Below are 18,517 nucleotides of genomic sequence, written 5' to 3'. Positions count from 1 at the left end.
CCCCCCCACCTGGCGTTCCACCTCGGCCCGGCGATCGCCGCGGACCTGGTGGGGAACCGGGCAGTGCTCACCTGGACCCGGGACGGCGAGGACCGCTCCGCGGTACTCGACCTGCCCGGGCAGCTGAGCTGGCGGGCTCATCGCGGCGAGAGCGACCCGCCTCTGGGCTGGTACTCCGCCGGCTTCGGGCGCAAGGAACCCGCCACCACGCTGGTCGGCACCGGCTTCGCCGACGGCACCGCGCCGTCGGGGGAGTTCACCACCGTGCTCAGGTTCCGCGGCTAGGGGGGCGCGTGGGGATCAGGAAGCGGCACTGGGCGTGGGCGGCGGCACCGCTGGCGCTGGCCCTGCTGGCGGCGACCGGCTGTGAGAGCACGCAAGGCGCCCGGGCAAAACCGAACGCTGCGCCGGCCACGTCCGGGGCGCTGCCCACGTCCGTGGCTCGGGTGTGCGCCAAGCCCGCGGCCGGGCCGGCCACGGCGCCGGCGGGCGCGGTGACGGTCGACCCCGCGGTGGTCGGTGACCTGGCGGCGAAGACCAGGAGCGACCCCCCGAACACCACGTTCTGGCTTCGACCGGGCGAGCACAGGCTCGACCCGGATCGCTACGCCCAGGTCATCCCCAAGGAGGGGGACCGCTACCTCGGTGCGCCGGGCGCGGTGCTCGACGGCCGGAAGAAGAACCAGTACGCGTTCGGCGGTACCGCCCGCAACGTCACCATCCGCTACCTGACCGTGCAGGGTTTCGTCGCGCCGCAGAACGAGGGCGTGGTCAACCATGATTCGGCCGACGGGTGGGTGGTCGAGCACGCGACGATCCAGAACAACTCCGGGGCCGGGCTGATGGCCGGTGCCCACCAGCGGGTCCGCGCCAGCTGCCTGCGCGGCAACGGACAGTACGGAATGAGCGCGTACAAGACCGGCGGCCGGGTCAGCGACCTGGTGGTCGAGGGCAACGAGATCGTGGGCAACAACACCGGCGACTGGGAACGGCGACGGCCGGGCTGCGGCTGCACCGGAGGCGCGAAGTTCTGGGCGGTCAACGGCGCCGACGTACGCGGCAACTGGGTGCACGACAACCGCGGAACAGGGTTGTGGGCGGACACCGACAACAACGACTTCCGCATCGAGAACAACGTGCTCGACGCCAACGACGGCGCCGCCCTGATCTACGAGACCAGCTACAACGCGGTCATCCGGAACAACACGATCCGGCGGAACAACTGGGTCGAGGGTCGCAAGGCAGCCGACCGCGGCGACGACTTCCCGTTCGCGACCGTCTACCTGTCCGAGTCCGGTGGCGAACCACGGATCCGAGCCCGCACGGACAAGATCGAGATCTACCGGAACGTGCTGGAGGACAACTGGAACGGGATCACCCTGTGGGAGAACGCCGACAGGTTCTGCAACAGCCCGGCCAACACCTCGTCCGGTGAGTGCACGTTGCTGGTACGCGACACCGACCGCTGCGTGCGGCCGGTGATCGCCACCGCACCGCTCTACGCCGACTGCCGGTGGAAGACCCAGCGGGTGGACATCCACGGCAACCGCTTCGTGCTGGACAAGTCCGTCGTCACGTGCACGGCGAAGTGCGACCGCATGGCGATACTGGCCAACTACGGCACCTATCCGGACTGGTCCCCGTACCAGGGCGAGCGGGTCGCTACGGCGATCACCACCAAGCAGCACAACCGCTGGCACGACAACGTCTACCTCGGACCATGGAAGTTCGTCGCCCACGACCCGAGCCGGATACTCGACTCCGGGCAGTGGCAGGGCACGCCGTACCAGCAGGACGCGGGCAGCACCTTCGACCCACGGACCGGTGGTTGAGGTGGGCGGGGACCTGAGGCGCGGTGGGCTGCCGGGCGGACCGGATACGGCGGGCATGCGGCCCGGCGCCGAACCGTGCCCTGCCGGCACACCGAAAATCGTCGGGATCGTCTGGGGGTTGCTGGTCCTCAACACCCTCGGATCCGCCGGGGCGAAAACCATCATTCCGCTGCCCCGCTCCCTCATCCAGTTGGTCACCATGGGCGCGCTGGTCGCCGCGTTCGCGCTGGCGCTCGCGCTCAATGTCCGGTTGCGCATCCGACCCAGCGCCTTCTTGTTCCTGCTCACCCTGCTGCTGGTGTCGAGCGTGATCTCCAGTGCGCACCTGGAGTCCGGGGTCGGCGCGCTGTTCCGCTGTGCCCGGCTGGCTCTCTTCGTCGGCACGGTGTGGCTGCTCAGCCGCTGGTGGGACGGCGGCCTGACGTTCGTCCGGCACCACATCCGGATGTACTTCGCGGTGCTCGGGTCGGTGGCCGCCGGCCTGGTCGTCTCACCGGGTGCGGCCCTGCCCGACCTCTACGGCGGGCGCCTTGTCGGCGCGCTGTGGCCGCTCACCCCGCCGCAGATCGGCCAGTACGCCGCGGTGATCATCGGGCTCACCGTGCTGCTCGTACTGGGCCGCCGGACCGACAGGGCCAGCGCGGCGTTCGTCATCGTGCCGTCACTCGTCCTGCTCGCGTTGACCCATACCCGGACGGCCACGCTCGGCCTGTTCATCGGGCTGGCGTTGGCGATCGGCTCGCTCGTCCTGACCAGCGCCGCCGCCCGCCGGTTCTTCACCTGGGCGGTGCTGTGCGCCGCGGTGGCCGCGGTGGTGCTCGGCTCCGTGCTGGAGGCGTGGTTCCTGCGCGGACAGAGCCAGGAGAACTTCTCCAGCCTCACCGGTCGGGCCAAGGTCTGGGACGCCCTGCTGGCAGCGCCCCGGACGACCTCGGAGCAGATGTTCGGCGTGGGCCTGGGCGACAAGTCGTTCGGCGGCCTGCCGATCGACAACAGCTGGCTGGCCGTCTACAACGAGCAGGGTCTGATCGGCGTCGCCCTCGTGGCGGCGGTCATCATCGTGCTGGGCGGCGTCGCGTTGCTGCGGCCGACGTCGCTGCCGAGGGCCTGCGCGATCTTCCTGATCAGCTACTGCGCCATCGCGTCGTACACCGAGGCCGGGCTGGGCGACGCCTCCCCGTATCTGCTGCATCTGGCGGTCGCCGCCTCGCTGCTGGCGGCACCTGCCGCGGCCACGCCCGACCCGACACCCGAAGTTCCTCGACGACGCGTCCCGCGATGGGCCCAGAGATCGGAGGTGACCTGAGCATGCACATCCTCGTGGTGCACAACCACTACTCCTCGTCGCAGCCGAGCGGCGAGAACAAGGTCGTCGACCAGGAGGTGGCGCTGCTGCGCGCGGCCGGCCACCGGGTCGAGGTGTTCGAGCGGCGCAGCGACGACATCGCCGCCCGGTCCCTGCTGGGCAAGGCCGCGGTGCCGCTGCTGGTGCCGTGGAACCCGGCGGTCCGCGCGGAGTTCACCGCCCGGCTGCGCACCGAGCGGCCGGACGTGGTGCACGTCCACAACGTCTTCCCGCTCCTGTCGCCCGCGGTGCTGGCCGCCTGCGCCGACGTCGGCGTGCCCGCCGTCGCCACGCTGCACAACTACACCCAGGTCTGCCCGCCCGGCACGCTGCAGCGGGACGGCCGGCCGTGCACCGAGTGCGTCGGGTCGGCGCCGCTGCCCGCCGTCCGGCACGGCTGCTACCGGGGCTCCCGCCTTGCGACGGTGCCGCTCGCGGTCAGCCTGTCGGTCAACCGGCGGCGGTGGTGGTCCGGCGTGGAGCGGTTCTTCTGCATCTCCGCGGCGCAGCGCGACGTCCTGGTGCGGGCCGGCATGCCGGCCGAACGGCTGGCGGTGAAGCACAACTTCGTGCCCGACCCGGGCGCCTGCCGAGCGGGCGCCGGCGAGCATCTGCTCTATCTCGGCCGACTCGCGGAGGCCAAGGGCGTGCGGCTGCTCATGGCCGCGTGGGAAGAGATCGCCGCTGACGGCGGTGTGGGCGTGCCGCTCGTGGTCGCCGGCGCGGGGCCGCTGGAGCGCGAGGTGACCGCCTGGGCGGCGGGCCGGGACGACGTGCGCTACGTCGGCCTGTACGACCCGGCGGAGTGCCGGCAGGCCGTCGCGCGGTCGGTCGCCGTGGTGGCTCCTTCGACGTGGCTGGAGGCGTTCGGCCTGGTGGTCGTGGAGGCGATGGCGGCGGGGGTCCCGGCCGTCGCCGCCGGTCACGGCGCCTTCGTCGAACTCGTCGAGGACGGGGTGACCGGGTTGCTGCACCGGCCGGGCGAGCCCGCCTCGCTCGCGTCCTGCATACGCCGGATCGCGGCCGAGCCGGCCCGCAACCGGGAGATGGGCCAGGCGGCCCGGCGCCGTTACGAGCGAGGTTTCAGCCCGGTCGTCGGCCTGGAGCGCCTGGTGGATGAGTACCGCACCGCGATCGCGGGTCGGTCAGCACTCGCTCGTGGCGGGGACATCCGCGCGAGCAGGGGGGATGGGGACAGTAGATGACACGATGCCGACTCTGCGGCTCGGAAGCGATGGCGAGCGTCGTCGATCTCGGGGCGACGCCGCCATGTGAGAGCTTTCTCGCCGCGGACCAACTGGACCGGCCGGAGCCGGCGTTCCCGCTGCACCTGCGGGTCTGCACCGACTGCTGGCTCGCGCAGATCCCGCCGCTGATCACGCCGGAGGAGACGTTCACGCAGTACGCGTACTTCTCCTCCTACTCGACCTCCTGGGTGGAGCACGCGCGCACGTTCGTCACCGACGCCGCAGCGCGGCTGGGTCTCGACTCCGTGGCGAAGGACGCCTTCGTGGTCGAGGTCGCGAGCAACGACGGGTACCTGCTGAGGCACATGGTGGACCGGGGGATCCGCTGCCTCGGCATCGAGCCGTCGGTGAACGTCGGCGCCGCTGCGCGGGACGCGGGTGTGCCCACGCTCACCGAGTTCCTGACCCCGGACACCGGCTCGGCCGTCCGCGCCGAGCACGGCCCGGCGGACCTGGTCGTGGCCAACAACGTGTACGCGCACATCCCCGACGTGGTCGGGTTCACCCGGGGGCTGCGCGCCCTGGTCGCCGACGACGGCTGGGTCTCCATCGAGGTGCAGCACCTGCTGACCCTGATCGAGGAGAACCAGTACGACACGATCTACCACGAGCACTTCCAGTACTACACGGTCGCGTCCGCGACCCGGGCGCTGGCCAGCGGCGGACTCGCCCTCGTGGACGTCGAGTTGCTGCCCACGCACGGCGGCTCGATCCGGCTGTGGGCCCGGCCGGCCGAGGTGGCCGGCGAGCCGACCGGCAGGGTGGCCGACGTGCTGGACCGGGAGAAGGCCGCCGGGCTGCAGGAGCTGTCCGGGTACACCGAGTTCTCCGCCCGGGTGGCCACGGTGCGCCGGGACCTCCTGCGATTCCTCATCGAGGCGGCCGAGCGCGGCGAGACGGTGGTCGGCTACGGCGCTCCGGGCAAGGGCAACACCCTGCTCAACCACTGCGGCATCCGGCCCGACCTGCTCCCGTACACCGTCGACCGCAACCCCTACAAGCACGGCAGGTTCACCCCGGGCACCCGCATCCCGATCCTGCCGCCCGAGCAGATCAGCACCGACCGACCGGACTACGTCCTCGTCCTCCCGTGGAACCTGCGGGCCGAGCTGGTCGAGCAACTGTCGTTCGTGCACGCCTGGGGCGGCCGACTGGTCTTCCCCATCCCGGAACTGAGCATTGTCGAGGTCGCGTCGTGAAAGAGGTCACAGCATGAAGGTCGTACTGTTCTGCGGCGGCTACGGGCTGCGTATGCGCGGCGGAGCCTTTGACGACATGCCCAAGCCGATGGCGATGGTCGGCCCGCGGCCGCTGATCTGGCACGTCATGCGCTACTACGCGCACTTCGGGCACACGGAGTTCATCCTGTGCCTCGGGTACGGAGCGCACCACATCAAGAACTTCTTCCTCAACTACGAGGAGACGACGTCCAACGACTTCGTGCTGCGCAACGGGCAGACCGAGCTGCTGTCCACCGACATCGCCTCCTGGACGATCACGTTCGCGCAGACCGGCATCGAGTCGCCGATCGGGGAACGGCTGCGCCGGGTGCGGCACCACCTGGACGGCGACGAGATGTTCCTCGCCAACTACGCCGACGTGCTCACCGACGCCCCGCTGCCGGAGATGATCGACTCCTTCGCCCGGCGCGACGCCGGTGCGTCGATGATGGTGGTGCCGCCGCAGTCCTCGTTCCACTGCGTGGACCTGGGCGAGAACGGCCTGGTGGGGGGCATCACCGCGGTGAGTGAACTGCCGCTGTGGGAGAACGGCGGCTACTTCGTGCTCCGCCAGGAGGTCTTCGACCACATCCCGGAGAACGGGGATCTGGTCGCCGACGGATGCGCCCAACTCGCCAAGCGCGGCCGGTTGGTGGCGCACCAGCACCGCGGCTTCTGGAAGCCGACCGACACCGTGAAGGAGCGGGCCGCGCTCGACGCCGCCTACACCCGGGGCGTCCGCCCGTGGGCCGTGTGGGAACGGGACGGCGCGGGGGCGAGCGCGACCGGCAGCAGGGACTGCGCCGGAGCGAGGGCGTGATCCGGCTCGGGGCCGAGCGCCTGGACCGGATCGTCGCGGTGGGCGCGCACTGCGACGACATCGCCATCGGCGCCGGCGGCACGCTGCTGACGATGTGCCTGGCGCGGCCGGGTATCCGTATCGACGCGCTGGTGCTCTCCGGCGGCGGCAGCGAGCGGGAGCAGGAGGAGCGGGCCGCGCTCGCCGCCTTCTGCCCGGGCGCCGAACTGCGGCTGACCGTACTCAAGTTGCCGGACGGCCGGCTGCCGGCGCACTGGGACGAGGCCAAGGCCGCGGTCGAGGAACTGCGCCTGCAGACCGAGCCGGATCTGGTCCTGGCCCCGCGTACCGGTGACGCGCACCAGGACCACCGCGGCCTGGCGAAACTGCTGACCACCGCGTTCCGCGACCACCTCGTACTCGGCTACGAGATCGTCAAGTGGGACGGGGATCTCGGCCGTTCGGCGGCGTACCAGCCGTTGTCGCCCGAGATCGCCGAACAGAAGGTACGGCTGTTGCAGGAGCACTACCCCTCGCAGCGGCACCGGCCCTGGTACGACCGGGAGACCTTCCTCGGGCTGGCGCGGATCCGCGGCATCGAATGCCACGCGCGCTACGCCGAGGCGTTCGCCGTCACCAAACTCACTCTCACTCTGGGGGGATGAACCTTGCGCGTACTGCTGACCGGACACCAGGGCTATCTGGGCACCGTGATGGCCCCGGTCCTCGCGGCCGCCGGCCACGAAGTCGTCGGGCTGGACGCCGGCCTCTTCGCCGACTGCGTGCTGGGCCCGCCGCCCGCGGACCCGCCGGGGATCGGGGTATCCCCTGCTCCGGGGGCCCCTCCCGGCCGAAGGCTGGGAGAGGAGCCGAGAGCTCGGGGAAGGGTGGACCTGCGCGACGTCACGGCCGAACACGTGGCCGGGGTGGACGCCGTGATCCACCTGGCCGCGCTGTCCAACGACCCGTTGGGATCGCTGGCGCCGGAACTCACCTACGACATCAACCACCACGCGTCCGTACGCCTTGCCCAACTGGCCCGCGACGCCGGAGTGCGGCGCTTCCTGTACGCGTCGACCTGCTCGGTCTACGGCGCCGCCGGCGGTGACGACCTCGTGACCGAGGACGCCCCGCTGCGCCCGGTGACGCCGTACGCGGAGTCCAAGGTACGGGTGGAGGACGACCTCCACGCGCTGGCCGACGGCGACTTCAGCCCGGTGTACCTGCGCAACGCCACCGCCTTCGGCTACTCACCCCGACTGCGCGCCGACATCGTGCTGAACAACCTGGTGGGCCACGCGCTCCTGTCCGGCGAGGTGCTGGTGCTCTCCGACGGCACCCCCTGGCGCCCGCTGGTGCACGCCGCCGATATCGCCCGGGCCTTCGCGGCCGCGCTGATCGCGCCGCGGGACGCGGTGCACGACCGGGCGTTCAACATCGGCAGCGAGATCAACAACGTCACGGTCGCCGAGATCGCCGAACAGGTCGCCGAGGCGGTGTCCGGCTCGCGGGTGGTGATCACCGGGGAGACCGGCGCCGATCCGCGGTCGTACCGGGTGGACTTCTCCCGGTTCCGCGCCGCGGTGCCCGGGTTCGACTGCGAGTGGACGGTGAAGCAGGGCGCGCTCGAACTCGCCGACGCCTACCGGAAGCACGGGCTGACCCGGGAGGACTTCGAGCGACGCTTCACCCGCCTCGCCGTGCTGCGCGCTGCGGCCGACGCCGGCGCCGTCGACGACACCCTGCGGTGGCGCCGATGACCGAGGCCGGCGAAGAGATGCACGCGCTGGTGGAGCGGCTGTACCCGCTGTGCCGGAGCATCACCGGCGACGGTGTGCGCGCCACCCTGGACATCGTCGGCGAGTACATCCCGCTCCAGGTGCACGAGGTCCCGACCGGGACCCAGGTGCTCGACTGGACGGTGCCGCAGGAGTGGAACATCCGGGACGCGTACATCGCCGACACCACCGGCCACCGGGTCGTCGACTTCGCCGCGTCCAGCCTGCACGTGCTCGGCTACAGCGTGCCGGTGTCGGCGACCATGCCGCTGGCCGAGCTGCGTGGACATCTGCACACCCTGCCGGACCACCCGTCCTGGGTGCCGTACCGCACCAGCTACTACAAGCCGGAATGGGGGTTCTGCCTGGCTCAGGAGACCCTGGACGCGCTGCCGGACGGCGAGTACGAGGTGCGCATCGACTCCACACTCACCGATGGCCACCTCACCTATGCCGAACACGTGGTCCCCGGTCAGGTCCCTGACGAGGTGATCGTCTCCTGCCACGTCTGCCATCCGTCGCTGGCCAATGACAACCTGGCCGGCATCGCGGTGGCGACGTTCCTGGCCCGGGCGCTGGCCGAGCGGACGCCGTACTACACCTACCGGTTCCTGTTCGCGCCCGGCACCATCGGGGCGATCACCTGGCTCGCTCGCAACGCGGAGCGGGTGGAACGGGTCGAGCACGGGCTGGTGCTGGCCTGCGCCGGCGACCCGGGCCGGCTGACGTACAAACAGAGCAGGCGCGGCGACGCGGAGATCGACCGGGTGCTGCGGCACGTGCTGGCCGCATCCGAACGCCCGCACCACGTCGCCGAGTTCACTCCGTACGGCTACGACGAGCGGCAGTTCTGCTCGCCCGGGTTCGACCTCGGCGTGGGCTCGCTCAGCCGGACCCCGTACGCCGGCTACCCCGAGTACCACACCTCGGCAGACAACCTGGACTTCGTCTCCCCGGAGGCGATGGCGGACACGCTCGCCGTCTGCCGCGAGGCATTCTCTGTGCTGGACCGCAACCGGCGGTACCTCAACCTCAGCCCCCACGGCGAACCGCAGCTGGGCCGGCGTGGGTTGTACGACTCGCTCGGCGGCCGCAGCGACGCGAAGCAGGCCCAGATGGCCATGCTCTGGGTGCTCAGCCTCTCCGACGGCGGGCACAGTCTGCTGGACGTCGCCGAGCGGTCCGGGCTGCCGTTCGACACCGTCGCCGCCGCGGCCGACGCCCTGCACGGCGCCGGGCTGATCAAGGCATGACGCCGATGACCACCGAGGAGGAGAAGACGACGGCGTCGGCAGCCCCGGCCAGGCGCGCCCGGCCGTCCGCCAAGCGGGCCATAGCGGGCCGGCTGTCCTGGGGACTGGCCGACCAGGCGGCCTCCAGCATGACCAACTTCGCGGTGGGGATCTACGTGGCCCGCTCGTTGGGGGTGGCCGCGTTCGGCGCGTTCAGCCTGGCCTGGGTGACCTACGGCGTGGTGCTCAACGTCTCCCGCGGGCTGGCCACCGACCCGCTCGTGGTGCGCTTCAGCGGCGTGCCGGCCGCGTCCTGGCGCGCGGCGGTGGCTCGGTCGTCGGGTACCGCGCTCGGCGTCGGTGCCGCCCTCGGCGCGGCGTGCCTGGTGGTCGGGCTGGGTCTCGGCGGCCGCGTGGGGCCCGCGATCGCCTGCCTCGGCGTCGTACTGCCGGCGCTGCTGCTGCAGGACGCCTGGCGCTATGCGTTCTTCGCCGCCGGCTCCGGGCAAAAGGCGTTCGTCAACGACCTGGTGTGGGGCGTCGCGCTCGTCCCGGCCATGCTGGTGGCGGCCCGCGTGGGCAACGTGGCCGCTTTTGTGCTCGCCTGGGGCGCGTCCGCCGCGGTGGCCGCGGGATACGGCTGCCTCCAGTCCGGCATCCGGCCCCGGATGGCCACAGCGCGCGGGTGGCTTCGCGAGCAGCGCGACCTCGGCTACCGGTACCTGGCCGAGAACGTCAGTCTCAGCGGCGCGAGCCAGCTGCGGGCGTACGGGCTCGGCGCGATCGTCGGGGTCGGCGCGGTGGGTGCGGTCCGGGGCGCCGAACTCCTGCTCGGCCCGTTCATGGCTGTGCTGATGGGGTTGTCGCTGGTCACCGTCGCGGAGGCGGCACGGGTGCTGCGGCGGGCCCCGCACCGGCTGCGCGCATTCTGCCTCCTGCTGGGCGGCGGGCAAGCAGCCGCCGCGCTGCTCTGGGGCGCGGCGCTACTGCTGATACCGGACCGGCTCGGCGAGTTGGTGCTCGGCGGCGTCTGGCCCGCCGCCTCGGAGCTCATCGTGCCGGCCGCCCTCGGCGTCGCGGGCGCCGGCCTCGGCAGCGGCGCGGCGGCCGGGCTGCGCGCGCTCGGCGCGGCCCGACGCAGCCTGCGCTGCCAGTTGTTCGCCTCCGCCTGCTATGTCAGCGGCGGGCTCGGCGGGGCGGCCGTGGCCGGCACGGTCGGCTCGGCCTGGGGCGTCGCCGCCGCGACCGTCTGCGGCTCGGCCGTGTGGTGGCTGCAGCTGCGGTCCGCCCTGCGCGAGCGCCACCACCACCCCATCCCCGAAGTGAGGACGCCATGACCGCCCATCCCCGGTTGAGCATCGGCCTGCCCGTGTACAACGGCGAGGAGTACCTCGCCGAATCGCTCGACGCCCTGCTCGGCCAGACCTACGAGGACTTCGAGCTGGTCATCTCCGACAACGCCTCGACCGACGAGACCCAGGACATCTGCCGCAGGTACGCCGCACAGGACGCGCGCATCCGGTACCTCCGGCTGCCCCGGAACATCGGCGCCGCACCGAACCACAACTACGTGTTCACCGAGTGCCGGGGCGATCTGTTCAAGTGGGCCTCGCACGACGACCTGTACGCCCGGGACCTGCTGCGGCGCTGCGTGGAGGCGCTGGACGAGCGGCCGGACGTGATCCTCGCGCACAGCGGCCAGGCGGTCGTCGACGGCGACGGCAAGGTGAAGGTCCCGTACGAGTACGGGCTCGCCACCGACTCGCCGCATGCGCCGGAGCGCTTCCGCAGTCTGCTGTTCGAGCCCGGTGGCGACGACTTCTACGGGGTGATGCGGGCCGACGTGCTGCGCCGGGTGAAGCCGCACGACAGCTACCACCACGCGGACCGCACGTTCGTCGCCGAAATCGTCCTGCACGGGCCCTTCCACCAGGTGCCGGAGCTGCTGTACTTCCGCCGCGACCACCCCACCCGCGCCGAGCGGGCGAACCCTTCCAAGCGCTCCCGGTGCGTCAACCTGGACCCGCGCCGGGCAGGTCCGCTGCACCCGACACCCCGGCTGCTCGCCGAGTACGTCTGGGGCTTCGCCTCGGCGGTCCGGCGGGCGCCGTTGTCCCCGGCCGACCGGCGTGCGTGCTTCCGCCACCTGGCCGCATGGATGGCCAGCCGGGTCCGGCCGGGCGCCGGCGAGCGGGTCGAGGACCGCGCCCCGGTCGCCCCGGGCCGGCTCACCGTCTCCGTCGACGCCCTCGTCGCCGGACGCGAGAGGAGGCAGGCATGACGTCCGCGGACCAAACTCCGGTGCGCGTCGGGGTGTTCGGCCTGCTCGGCTCCGGCAACCTCGGCAACGACGGGTCGCTTGAGGCCGTACTTGGGTACCTTCGCGCCGAGCACCCGGAGGCGGTCGTGGACGCGCTGTGCGGCGGCCCCGAGGTCGTCGCGACCCGGTACCGGATCCCCGCGACGCGGCTGCACTGGTACCGCGGGGAGTACCGCACCGCGTCACGTGCGGGCGCGATCGCGGCGAAGGGTCTGGGCAAACTCGTCGACGCCGTCCGCACCGCTGCCTGGGTGCGCCGGCACGACGTGGTGATCGTGCCGGGCATGGGAGTCTTGGAGGCCACGCTGCCGCTGCGGCCGTGGGGCTTCCCCTACTCGCTGTTCCTGCTCTGCGCGACCGGCCGGCTGTTCGGCACCCGGGTCGCCCTGGTCGGCGTGGGCGCCGCCCCGATCGGCAACCGGCCGACCCGCGCCCTGGTGCGCTGGTCGGCGCGGCTGGCCACCTACCGGTCGTACCGGGACGCCCCATCCCGCGACGCGATGCGGGAGTTGGGCGTGGACACCGCGCGCGACGAGGTCTACCCGGACCTCGCCTTCGCCCTGCCGACGCCGCGGGCGAGCGGACCCGACAGTCTCTCAGTCCCGCCGGGCCCGGTCTGCGTCGGCGTCATGGACTTCCACGGCGGCAACGACGACCGCGCCCGGGCCGAGGAGATCCACCGGCGCTACCTCGACGGGACAACTCGCTTCGTCCGCACGCTGGTCGAGGACGGCAGGCCGGTCCGGCTGCTCACCGGCGACGAGTGCGACGCGCCGGTGGTCGCCGCGATCCTCGACGCGGTGGACTCGCCGCTGGTCACCGCTGCCGAGGCGTGCTCGCTGGCCGATCTGATGAAGGAGATGGCGGCTGCCGACACCGTGGTGGCGACCCGTTACCACAACCTGATCTGCGCGCTGAAGGTCGGTACGCCGACGCTCGCACTCAGCTATGCGGCGAAGAGCGACGCGCTCATGGCTCAGATGGGTCTTGGCGCGTACTGCCACCCGGCCCGCGAGGTCGACGCCGACCGGTTGCTCAAGCAGTTCCGGGCGTTGGAGCAGCGATCGGCGGAGCTGCGGCGGACCCTCTCCCAGCGGAACCTGGTCGCCGCCCGGCAACTCAAGCACCAGTTCACCGACTTGACCGCGGCCCTGTTCCCGACGGCCGACCACGCCCACGCCCACGCCCACGCCTTGCGGGAGGCTCCATGAATGCGCTCGGAATGAAAGCGACCGAAGTCCCGGCGATCGCCGGCGCGTACCTGTTCGAGCCGACGCCGTACGCCGACGAGCGCGGCTTCTTCTGCCGCACCTTCGACGCCGACGTGGTCCGCTCGGTGGGCCTCGACCCGGACGCCTTCGTCCAGGACAGCGTGTCCCGCTCGGTCCGGGGCGTGCTGCGCGGCCTGCACCTGCGCTCCGGCGCCGGCGAGGCCAAGCTGGTGCGGTGCTCGTACGGGAGGGTCTTCGACGTCGTCGTGGACCTGCGGACGGACTCGCCGACATACCGCAACCGGGCCTTCTTCGAGCTCTCCGGCGAGACGCAGGTGACCTTGTACATCCCGGCGGGGTGCGCGCACGGCTTCCAGGCGCTGACCGAAACCGCCGACATCTCGTACCGGATCGACCGCCCGCACGATCCGGCCGAGGACGTGACGATCGCCTTCGACGACCCGGAGCTCGCCGTTCCCTGGCCGCTGCCGGTCACATCGATGTCCCAGCGGGACCGGGAGGCACCGAGCCTCGCCAAGGTCCTTCAACACACGGAGAGTTGAGGTCTGCGTGGCCACCGAAGACACCGAAGAGCTCAGCCTGCCCCGGTCGCGGCAGGCGAACGAACGGCTGCACGCCCTGATCCCCGGGGGCGCGCACACCTACGCCAAGGGCGACGACCAGTACCCCGAGAACCTGGCCCCGGTCATCAGCCACGGCCGCGGTGCCCACGTATGGGACGTCGACGGCAACCGCTACATCGAGTACGGCTCCGGCCTGCGCTCGGTCAGCCTCGGCCACGCCCACCCACGGGTGACCGAGGCGGCGCGGCGGGAACTCGACCGCGGCAGCAACTTCGTCCGGCCGTCCATCGTGGAGGTCGAGGCCGCGGAACGCTTCCTGGCCACGGTGCCGACCGCCGAGATGGTGAAGTTCGCGAAGAACGGCTCCGACGCCACCACCGCCGCGGTGCGCCTCGCCCGCGCCGTCACCGGGCGCCCGCGGGTGGCCATCTGCGGCGACCATCCGTTCTTCTCGGTCGACGACTGGTTCATCGGCACCACGCCGATGTCCGCCGGCGTTCCGGCGGCGACCACCGAGCTCACCGTGGCGTTCCCTTACGGGGACCTGGCCGCCACACAGGAGCTGCTCACCCGGTACCAGGGCGAGGTCGCCTGCCTGATCCTCGAACCCGCCACCCACACCGAGCCTTCCCCCGGCTCTCGACTTCTCCCCCGGCCTTCGGCCGGGAGGGGGCCCCAGAGCAGCGCAGACCCCACTCCCGGGTACCTCGCCGGCCTGCGCGAGCTGGCGGACCGGCACGGCTGCGTACTGATCTTCGACGAGATGATCACCGGCTTCCGCTGGTCCGAGGCGGGCGCCCAGGGCCTGTACGGCGTCGTCCCCGACCTCTCCACGTTCGGCAAGGCACTGGGCAACGGCTTCGCCGTCTCCGCGCTGGCCGGGCGCCGCGACCTGATGGAGCGGGGCGGGCTGCGTCACCCCCGCGACCGGGTGTTCCTGCTGTCCACCACGCACGGTGCGGAAACGCACTCCCTGGCCGCCGCGATGGCCGTGCTCACCACCTACGTCGAGGAGGGCGTCACCGCGCGACTGCACGCCCTCGGCGAGCGGTTGGCCACCGGTGTCCGCGACGCCGCGGCGAGCATGGGCGTCGGCGACCACATCGTCGTCCGGGGCCGGGCCAGCAACCTGGTCTTCGCCACCCTCGACGAGAACCGGCAGCCGTCGCAGCAGTACCGCACCCTGTTCCTGCGCCGGCTCCTCGCGGGCGGAGTGCTGGCGCCGTCGTTCGTGGTGAGCAGCGCGCTCGACGACGCCGACATCGACCGCACCGTCGATGTGGTGGCCCAGGCATGTGCGGTGTACCGGAAGGCACTGGACGCCGCTGACCCCACCCCCTGGCTGGCCGGGCGGCCGGTGAAGCCCGTGTTCCGTCGCCTGGCGTGACGTGACGTGACGTCAGTGGCCCTCCTGCCGATCGGCGTCGGCCCTCCGATCGACCAGCCGGTCGGCCAGCCGGTCCACCAGCCACGCGGTCACCGACATCACCGCCAGCGCGGTGCACCAGCCGCCGAGGACGTCGGTCGGGTAGTGCGCACCCAGGGCGACCTGCGCCCAGCCCATGGCGGCGCCAGCGACCAGCGCCGCGGCGAGCACGAGCGACGTGCCGGCCGTCCTGCCGAGGCGGAGTCGGCCGCTCGCGAGCAGCGCCACCCCGAGGGAGAGCGCGGTGAAGAAGGCCGTGTGCCCGCTCGGGTAGCACAGGTTGTCGTCGTGGATGGTGCGTCCCACCAGGGACTTGAGCAACGTCGCCGTCCCGACGGTCATGCCGACCCCGGCAACCACGAACACCGCTGCGCGAGGACGCCGAAGCAGCAGACAGCCCGTCACGGTGGCCGCGACCAGCGTCGCCGCTCCTGCGGGCTCCCCCAAGAAGTCCAAGGCCAGAGCGACGTACCGCCACGGCGGCCCCCCATCGTCCACCACCACCGAGATCCGCGCGTCCACCATGCCGGGCTTGCTGTCGCCGGCATACAGGCCCCCGAGCACGACGACCACCAGCGCGGCGAGGGCCGCAATCGGCCCGAGCCGCGCGCGCAGCGATGGAGGCAGCACCGCGTGCGCCGGCCGGCCGTTCACCCGCCCACCGCGTCCCGTCGACCTGCCGCGCCGCAACCCCCTACATGGAGGCGGTCGAGCCCCGCAAGAACTGCCCGCTGCCGCCCGTCGGCTTGGCCGGGACCGTCAGCCTGTACGGGCTGCGCGGCTGGACCGCGCAAGACGACTAACCCGTCAAGAACAAACTGGGCTGAGCCGACTTCCAGTTCCGCTGCGGCCAGGCGATCCAACGCGAGCCCCCCGTCGTGTCCGACCCACCCTCCAGGGACCACAACCGCCCCGCGGACACTCGCTCCTGGCTTATACGACGCCCCGCGAGCCGTCAGCCTGTGCGGCCCCGAACTCGCCGGCCCGGCCATCGCCTTGCCCAACGCATCGGGATCAGCCTCCAGTTGTCACCCTAGCCGACAACCCGGTTCGCCGCCCCCTGCCACCTCCTGCCCGCCCCAGCCGCTCCACCACCTCGACCGGCGGCCGAACCGCGATCGGGTCCCCTGCACGTGAACAGCAGGTCCTTCATGACACCTCTATGACACCGCTTCTCAAGGAGAAGACCTTCGGGGTGTTCGGCCCTGTGGACGCGCTGTACCGGTCTCCCAGGGGGTGTGGTGGCTTGTCAGTTCTGGTTGCCGTCGAGGGCGGCGTCGGGGATCCAGGAGCCGTGGATGCCGGCGGTGACCCGGCGGGGCAGGTGGACGGTGGCGACGGGGTCGAGGCGGGAGGCGTTGAGGACGAGAAGCTGGGAGGCGTCCTGCTTGAGGTCGGAGACGACCGTGAGCAGGTAGCCGTCGTCCTCGTTGGTGGCACCGGCGGCCGGGACGTAGACGGCCTCGCTGGGCAGCCGGGCGTCTCCGACCTCGTGGACGCGCCGGTCGCCGGTCAAACGGTCGTACTTGACGATGCCGTAGCCGCCGAAGCCGTGGTGATCGGGGAAGGACACGGCGTACTGGTAGCGGTGCTCGGCGCCGATGAACTCGTCGTTGAGGGTGGGGAACTCGACGGCGAGGTCGTCGATGGTCCGCTCGTCGACGGTTACGGCGACCAGGTCGATCGTCCAACGGCGGGTGCGGGAGCGGGCGTTCGGCTCGGTGCTGCGTCCGGGGGCGCCGACCCACCAGTTCCACGAGAGGTGGAAGCCCTCGCGGTCGACGGTGGGGCCCTCCAGGACGATGCGGCCCTGGGCGTCCTCGTAGGCGTTGGCGGTGTGCAGTATGTTGCCGGGCGCGATGGGGAACCAGCGGATCTTGCCGGCGCCCTGCGGGCCGCGCGGCATGACGCCGATGCGGGCGGGCTGGTCGTCGCGCCAGCCGTAGGGGATGCCCGAGTGCTCGTTCGGGTCGAAGGTCACCGAGCCCTCGACGAAGACCACGTGGTGCCGGGTGATCGCGAAGTCGTGCTTGAGGGAAGCGGTGGCGCCCGGGATTTCGGCGCTGTGGGTGATCTCCCCCTTCGCGTCGGCCACGTAGTACGTCAGGAAGGGCGGGAGGGGAGAGGAGCCGAAGAAGTGCAGTTCCCCGGTGACGGGGTCGGTCTTCGGGTGCGCGGTCATGGCGCTGCGCAGCCGGCCGTTGAAGTCGTAGGCGCCGACGGTGTCCAGGTCCCGGGTGAGCTCGAAGGGGAAGTTGGCTTCGCACAGGGCGAGCAGGCGGCCGGCGTGTTCGATGACATGGGTGCCGGCCGTGCTGGCGGTCAGGTCGGGGCCGGCATCGGTCATGTAGGGGGCGCCGTCGAGGGCGGGGGTGTGGACCCAGCGGTTGCGGTACCACTCGGCGTGGCCGTCACGCAGGCGGATGCCGTGGACCATGCCGCTGCCCTTGAACCAGTGGGTGGGGGTGATACCGGGCTTGGGGTTGTGGCTGTTGCGGATCAGCCGACCGGTCAGCTCCGGGGGCAGTATGCCCTCGACGGTGAGCCGGGTGGCGGTGGTCTCGTCGACGGCGGGCGTGTAGTGGCCGGTCAGGTACGGCTTGCCGGTCATTTCGGGAACCTCGTTTCGCTGGACTCGGTGGATATGCGCCGGCAGGTGGGAGGAGCCAACGGGTCCGCCGCCCTGACCACTGAACCGTCCTGGGGCCGGACGGGACCGAGGCCGTCTGCAAGCCGGTCGGCGTGGCGGCAGTGGCGACGGCGGGAGCGCGACGAAGACGTGGGTCTCACCGCTCCAGGCGGCGGAAGGCTGTCTCCCGCCGTCGGTCCACGAGCGCGGCGGCCCGGTAGTACGTCGGGCCGATGCCGGAGGCGCCTTCCGGCGGGTGGGAGGCCCGTTGTGGTGTGCGGTCCTGGCTGCGGGCCGCTGGGGGTCACGGGGTGGGCGGGGTCCAGTCGGCGGGTAGGCCGGACTGGGCGAGGACGGCGTTGAGGCTGTAGTAGTCCTGGTCGCCGGTGATGTGTCGGCGGCTGTCGAGATCGAGAAGGGTGGCCATCGGTACAGCGAAGGGCTTGGGCGCGCCCTTGAGGTGGCCGGAGTAGACGGCCTCGATGGTGATGTGGTCGCCGTCGCGGTGGGTGGCGCGCACGGTGACGTGGACGGTGTCGATGACGCTGTCGGCGCGGGCCTTCCATCCGGCGATCTCCTGACGGCCGTGGAAGGTGACCCCCACGGCTTGGTCGGTGTAGGTGCCGTCGGCGGTGAACAGGGCGCCGAGTGCCCGGGGGGCGGTGCCGTTCCAGGCACCGGCCCACTGGGCGACGATCCTCGGCAGGTGTTGGTCGGCGGGCTGCGCGGCGAAGCCGGTGGTGCCGAGTGCGGCGGAAACGGTCGCGGCGCAGATCGCCGCGGTCACGGCACGGTGCGAACGAAGCTTCATGGTGATGGCCCTTGGGGTGATGGCGTGTCGGGTGACGGATCCGGGCGGGCATTCGGTGCTGTGAAAGCGGCGTTGACGGGCGG

Annotated in this window: 16 protein-coding genes and 1 pseudogene; 14 read left to right on the top strand and 3 right to left on the bottom strand. The window is 71.8% G+C overall.

What is annotated here, in order from left to right; genetic code table 11:
- The 14 genes and pseudogenes from ACO1BR_RS36265 to ACO1BR_RS36200 form a co-directional block, all read left to right on the top strand.
- Positions 1 to 285: pseudogene (locus ACO1BR_RS36265) on the top strand (heparinase); the annotation flags it as partial.
- Between the two features lie 8 nt (positions 286 to 293).
- Entirely contained in the window at positions 294 to 1,832 is a 1,539-nt protein-coding gene (locus ACO1BR_RS36260) for a right-handed parallel beta-helix repeat-containing protein (RefSeq protein WP_426799366.1), read from the top strand.
- A gap of 55 nt (positions 1,833 to 1,887) precedes the next feature.
- A complete protein-coding gene (locus tag ACO1BR_RS36255) occupies positions 1,888 to 3,138 on the top strand; it encodes an O-antigen ligase domain-containing protein (RefSeq protein WP_426799365.1) in 1,251 nt (416 codons plus the stop codon).
- 2 nt (positions 3,139 to 3,140) lie between these two features.
- Positions 3,141 to 4,382: a glycosyltransferase gene (locus tag ACO1BR_RS36250; RefSeq protein ID WP_426799364.1), complete on the top strand. Its 1,242-nt coding sequence runs from the start codon at positions 3,141 to 3,143 to the stop codon at positions 4,380 to 4,382.
- Positions 4,379 to 5,623 (top strand): class I SAM-dependent methyltransferase, encoded by a 1,245-nt coding sequence (locus tag ACO1BR_RS36245; protein ID WP_426799363.1) that lies wholly within the window; start codon positions 4,379 to 4,381, stop codon positions 5,621 to 5,623. Before ACO1BR_RS36250 ends, ACO1BR_RS36245 begins: the two co-directional genes overlap by 4 nt.
- 13 nt (positions 5,624 to 5,636) lie before the next feature.
- Positions 5,637 to 6,464 carry a glucose-1-phosphate cytidylyltransferase gene (locus ACO1BR_RS36240; protein ID WP_426799362.1) on the top strand — a complete coding sequence of 276 codons (828 nt, stop codon included), beginning with the start codon at positions 5,637 to 5,639 and terminating at the stop codon, positions 6,462 to 6,464.
- Positions 6,461 to 7,108, top strand: coding sequence for a PIG-L deacetylase family protein (locus ACO1BR_RS36235; RefSeq protein ID WP_426799361.1), 648 nt, complete (start codon positions 6,461 to 6,463; stop codon positions 7,106 to 7,108). Before ACO1BR_RS36240 ends, ACO1BR_RS36235 begins: the two co-directional genes overlap by 4 nt.
- A 3-nt stretch (positions 7,109 to 7,111) precedes the next feature.
- On the top strand, positions 7,112 to 8,203 hold the full coding sequence (locus tag ACO1BR_RS36230; RefSeq protein WP_426799360.1) for an NAD-dependent epimerase/dehydratase family protein: 1,092 nt from the start codon (positions 7,112 to 7,114) through the stop codon (positions 8,201 to 8,203).
- The gene (locus ACO1BR_RS36225) at positions 8,191 to 9,474 is read left to right on the top strand and encodes a DUF4910 domain-containing protein (RefSeq protein ID WP_426799359.1); all 1,284 of its coding nucleotides are present in this window, start codon (positions 8,191 to 8,193) and stop codon (positions 9,472 to 9,474) included. Before ACO1BR_RS36230 ends, ACO1BR_RS36225 begins: the two co-directional genes overlap by 13 nt.
- 5 nt (positions 9,475 to 9,479) lie before the next feature.
- On the top strand, positions 9,480 to 10,790 hold the full coding sequence (locus ACO1BR_RS36220; RefSeq protein WP_426799377.1) for a hypothetical protein: 1,311 nt from the start codon (positions 9,480 to 9,482) through the stop codon (positions 10,788 to 10,790).
- Positions 10,787 to 11,734, top strand: a complete 948-nt coding sequence (locus ACO1BR_RS36215; protein WP_426799358.1) for a glycosyltransferase family 2 protein — start codon at positions 10,787 to 10,789, stop codon at positions 11,732 to 11,734. The genes ACO1BR_RS36220 and ACO1BR_RS36215 overlap by 4 nt, the downstream gene beginning before the upstream one ends.
- Positions 11,731 to 12,984: a polysaccharide pyruvyl transferase family protein gene (locus ACO1BR_RS36210; RefSeq protein ID WP_426799357.1), complete on the top strand. Its 1,254-nt coding sequence runs from the start codon at positions 11,731 to 11,733 to the stop codon at positions 12,982 to 12,984. The genes ACO1BR_RS36215 and ACO1BR_RS36210 overlap by 4 nt, the downstream gene beginning before the upstream one ends.
- Before the next feature lie 11 nt (positions 12,985 to 12,995).
- On the top strand, positions 12,996 to 13,547 hold the full coding sequence (rfbC, locus tag ACO1BR_RS36205) for a dTDP-4-dehydrorhamnose 3,5-epimerase (protein WP_426799376.1): 552 nt from the start codon (positions 12,996 to 12,998) through the stop codon (positions 13,545 to 13,547).
- Positions 13,548 to 13,554: 7 nt separating this feature from the next.
- Complete coding sequence (locus tag ACO1BR_RS36200; protein ID WP_426799356.1) at positions 13,555 to 14,955, top strand: glutamate-1-semialdehyde 2,1-aminomutase; 1,401 nt, start codon at positions 13,555 to 13,557, stop codon at positions 14,953 to 14,955.
- 12 nt (positions 14,956 to 14,967) lie between these two features.
- On the opposite strand, the gene ACO1BR_RS36195 is transcribed toward ACO1BR_RS36200, so the two are convergent.
- From ACO1BR_RS36195 to ACO1BR_RS36185, 3 genes are all read right to left on the bottom strand, one after another.
- Positions 14,968 to 15,648, bottom strand: coding sequence for a phosphatase PAP2 family protein (locus ACO1BR_RS36195; RefSeq protein ID WP_426799355.1), 681 nt, complete (start codon positions 15,646 to 15,648; stop codon positions 14,968 to 14,970).
- Between the two features lie 595 nt (positions 15,649 to 16,243).
- Entirely contained in the window at positions 16,244 to 17,605 is a 1,362-nt protein-coding gene (locus ACO1BR_RS36190) for a carotenoid oxygenase family protein (RefSeq protein ID WP_426799354.1), read from the bottom strand.
- A 322-nt stretch (positions 17,606 to 17,927) separates the two neighbouring features.
- Positions 17,928 to 18,434, bottom strand: a complete 507-nt coding sequence (locus ACO1BR_RS36185; RefSeq protein ID WP_426799353.1) for a nuclear transport factor 2 family protein — start codon at positions 18,432 to 18,434, stop codon at positions 17,928 to 17,930.
- Positions 18,435 to 18,517 lie beyond the last annotated feature (83 nt).

Source organism: Streptomyces sp. YGL11-2 (assembly GCF_050054615.1).
GTDB lineage: Bacteria > Actinomycetota > Actinomycetes > Streptomycetales > Streptomycetaceae > Streptomyces.
Note: the sequence above shows the minus strand (reverse complement) of the source record. Positions and strands in the feature narration are given on the sequence as shown.

Bases quoted from the DNA above. Each gene is read 5' to 3' on its own strand.
- ACO1BR_RS36255 (WP_426799365.1), top strand. From the start codon at position 1,888: ATGCGGCCCGGCGCCGAACCGTGCCCTGCCGGCACACCGAAAATCGTC.
- ACO1BR_RS36250 (WP_426799364.1), top strand. From the start codon at position 3,141: ATGCACATCCTCGTGGTGCACAACCACTACTCCTCGTCGCAGCCGAGC.
- ACO1BR_RS36245 (WP_426799363.1), top strand. From the start codon at position 4,379: ATGACACGATGCCGACTCTGCGGCTCGGAAGCGATGGCGAGCGTCGTC.
- ACO1BR_RS36240 (WP_426799362.1), top strand. From the start codon at position 5,637: ATGAAGGTCGTACTGTTCTGCGGCGGCTACGGGCTGCGTATGCGCGGC.
- ACO1BR_RS36220 (WP_426799377.1), top strand. From the start codon at position 9,480: ATGACCACCGAGGAGGAGAAGACGACGGCGTCGGCAGCCCCGGCCAGG.
- ACO1BR_RS36215 (WP_426799358.1), top strand. From the start codon at position 10,787: ATGACCGCCCATCCCCGGTTGAGCATCGGCCTGCCCGTGTACAACGGC.
- ACO1BR_RS36210 (WP_426799357.1), top strand. From the start codon at position 11,731: ATGACGTCCGCGGACCAAACTCCGGTGCGCGTCGGGGTGTTCGGCCTG.
- rfbC (WP_426799376.1), top strand. From the start codon at position 12,996: ATGAAAGCGACCGAAGTCCCGGCGATCGCCGGCGCGTACCTGTTCGAG.
- ACO1BR_RS36190 (WP_426799354.1), bottom strand. From the start codon at position 17,605: ATGACCGGCAAGCCGTACCTGACCGGCCACTACACGCCCGCCGTCGAC.
- ACO1BR_RS36185 (WP_426799353.1), bottom strand. From the start codon at position 18,434: ATGAAGCTTCGTTCGCACCGTGCCGTGACCGCGGCGATCTGCGCCGCG.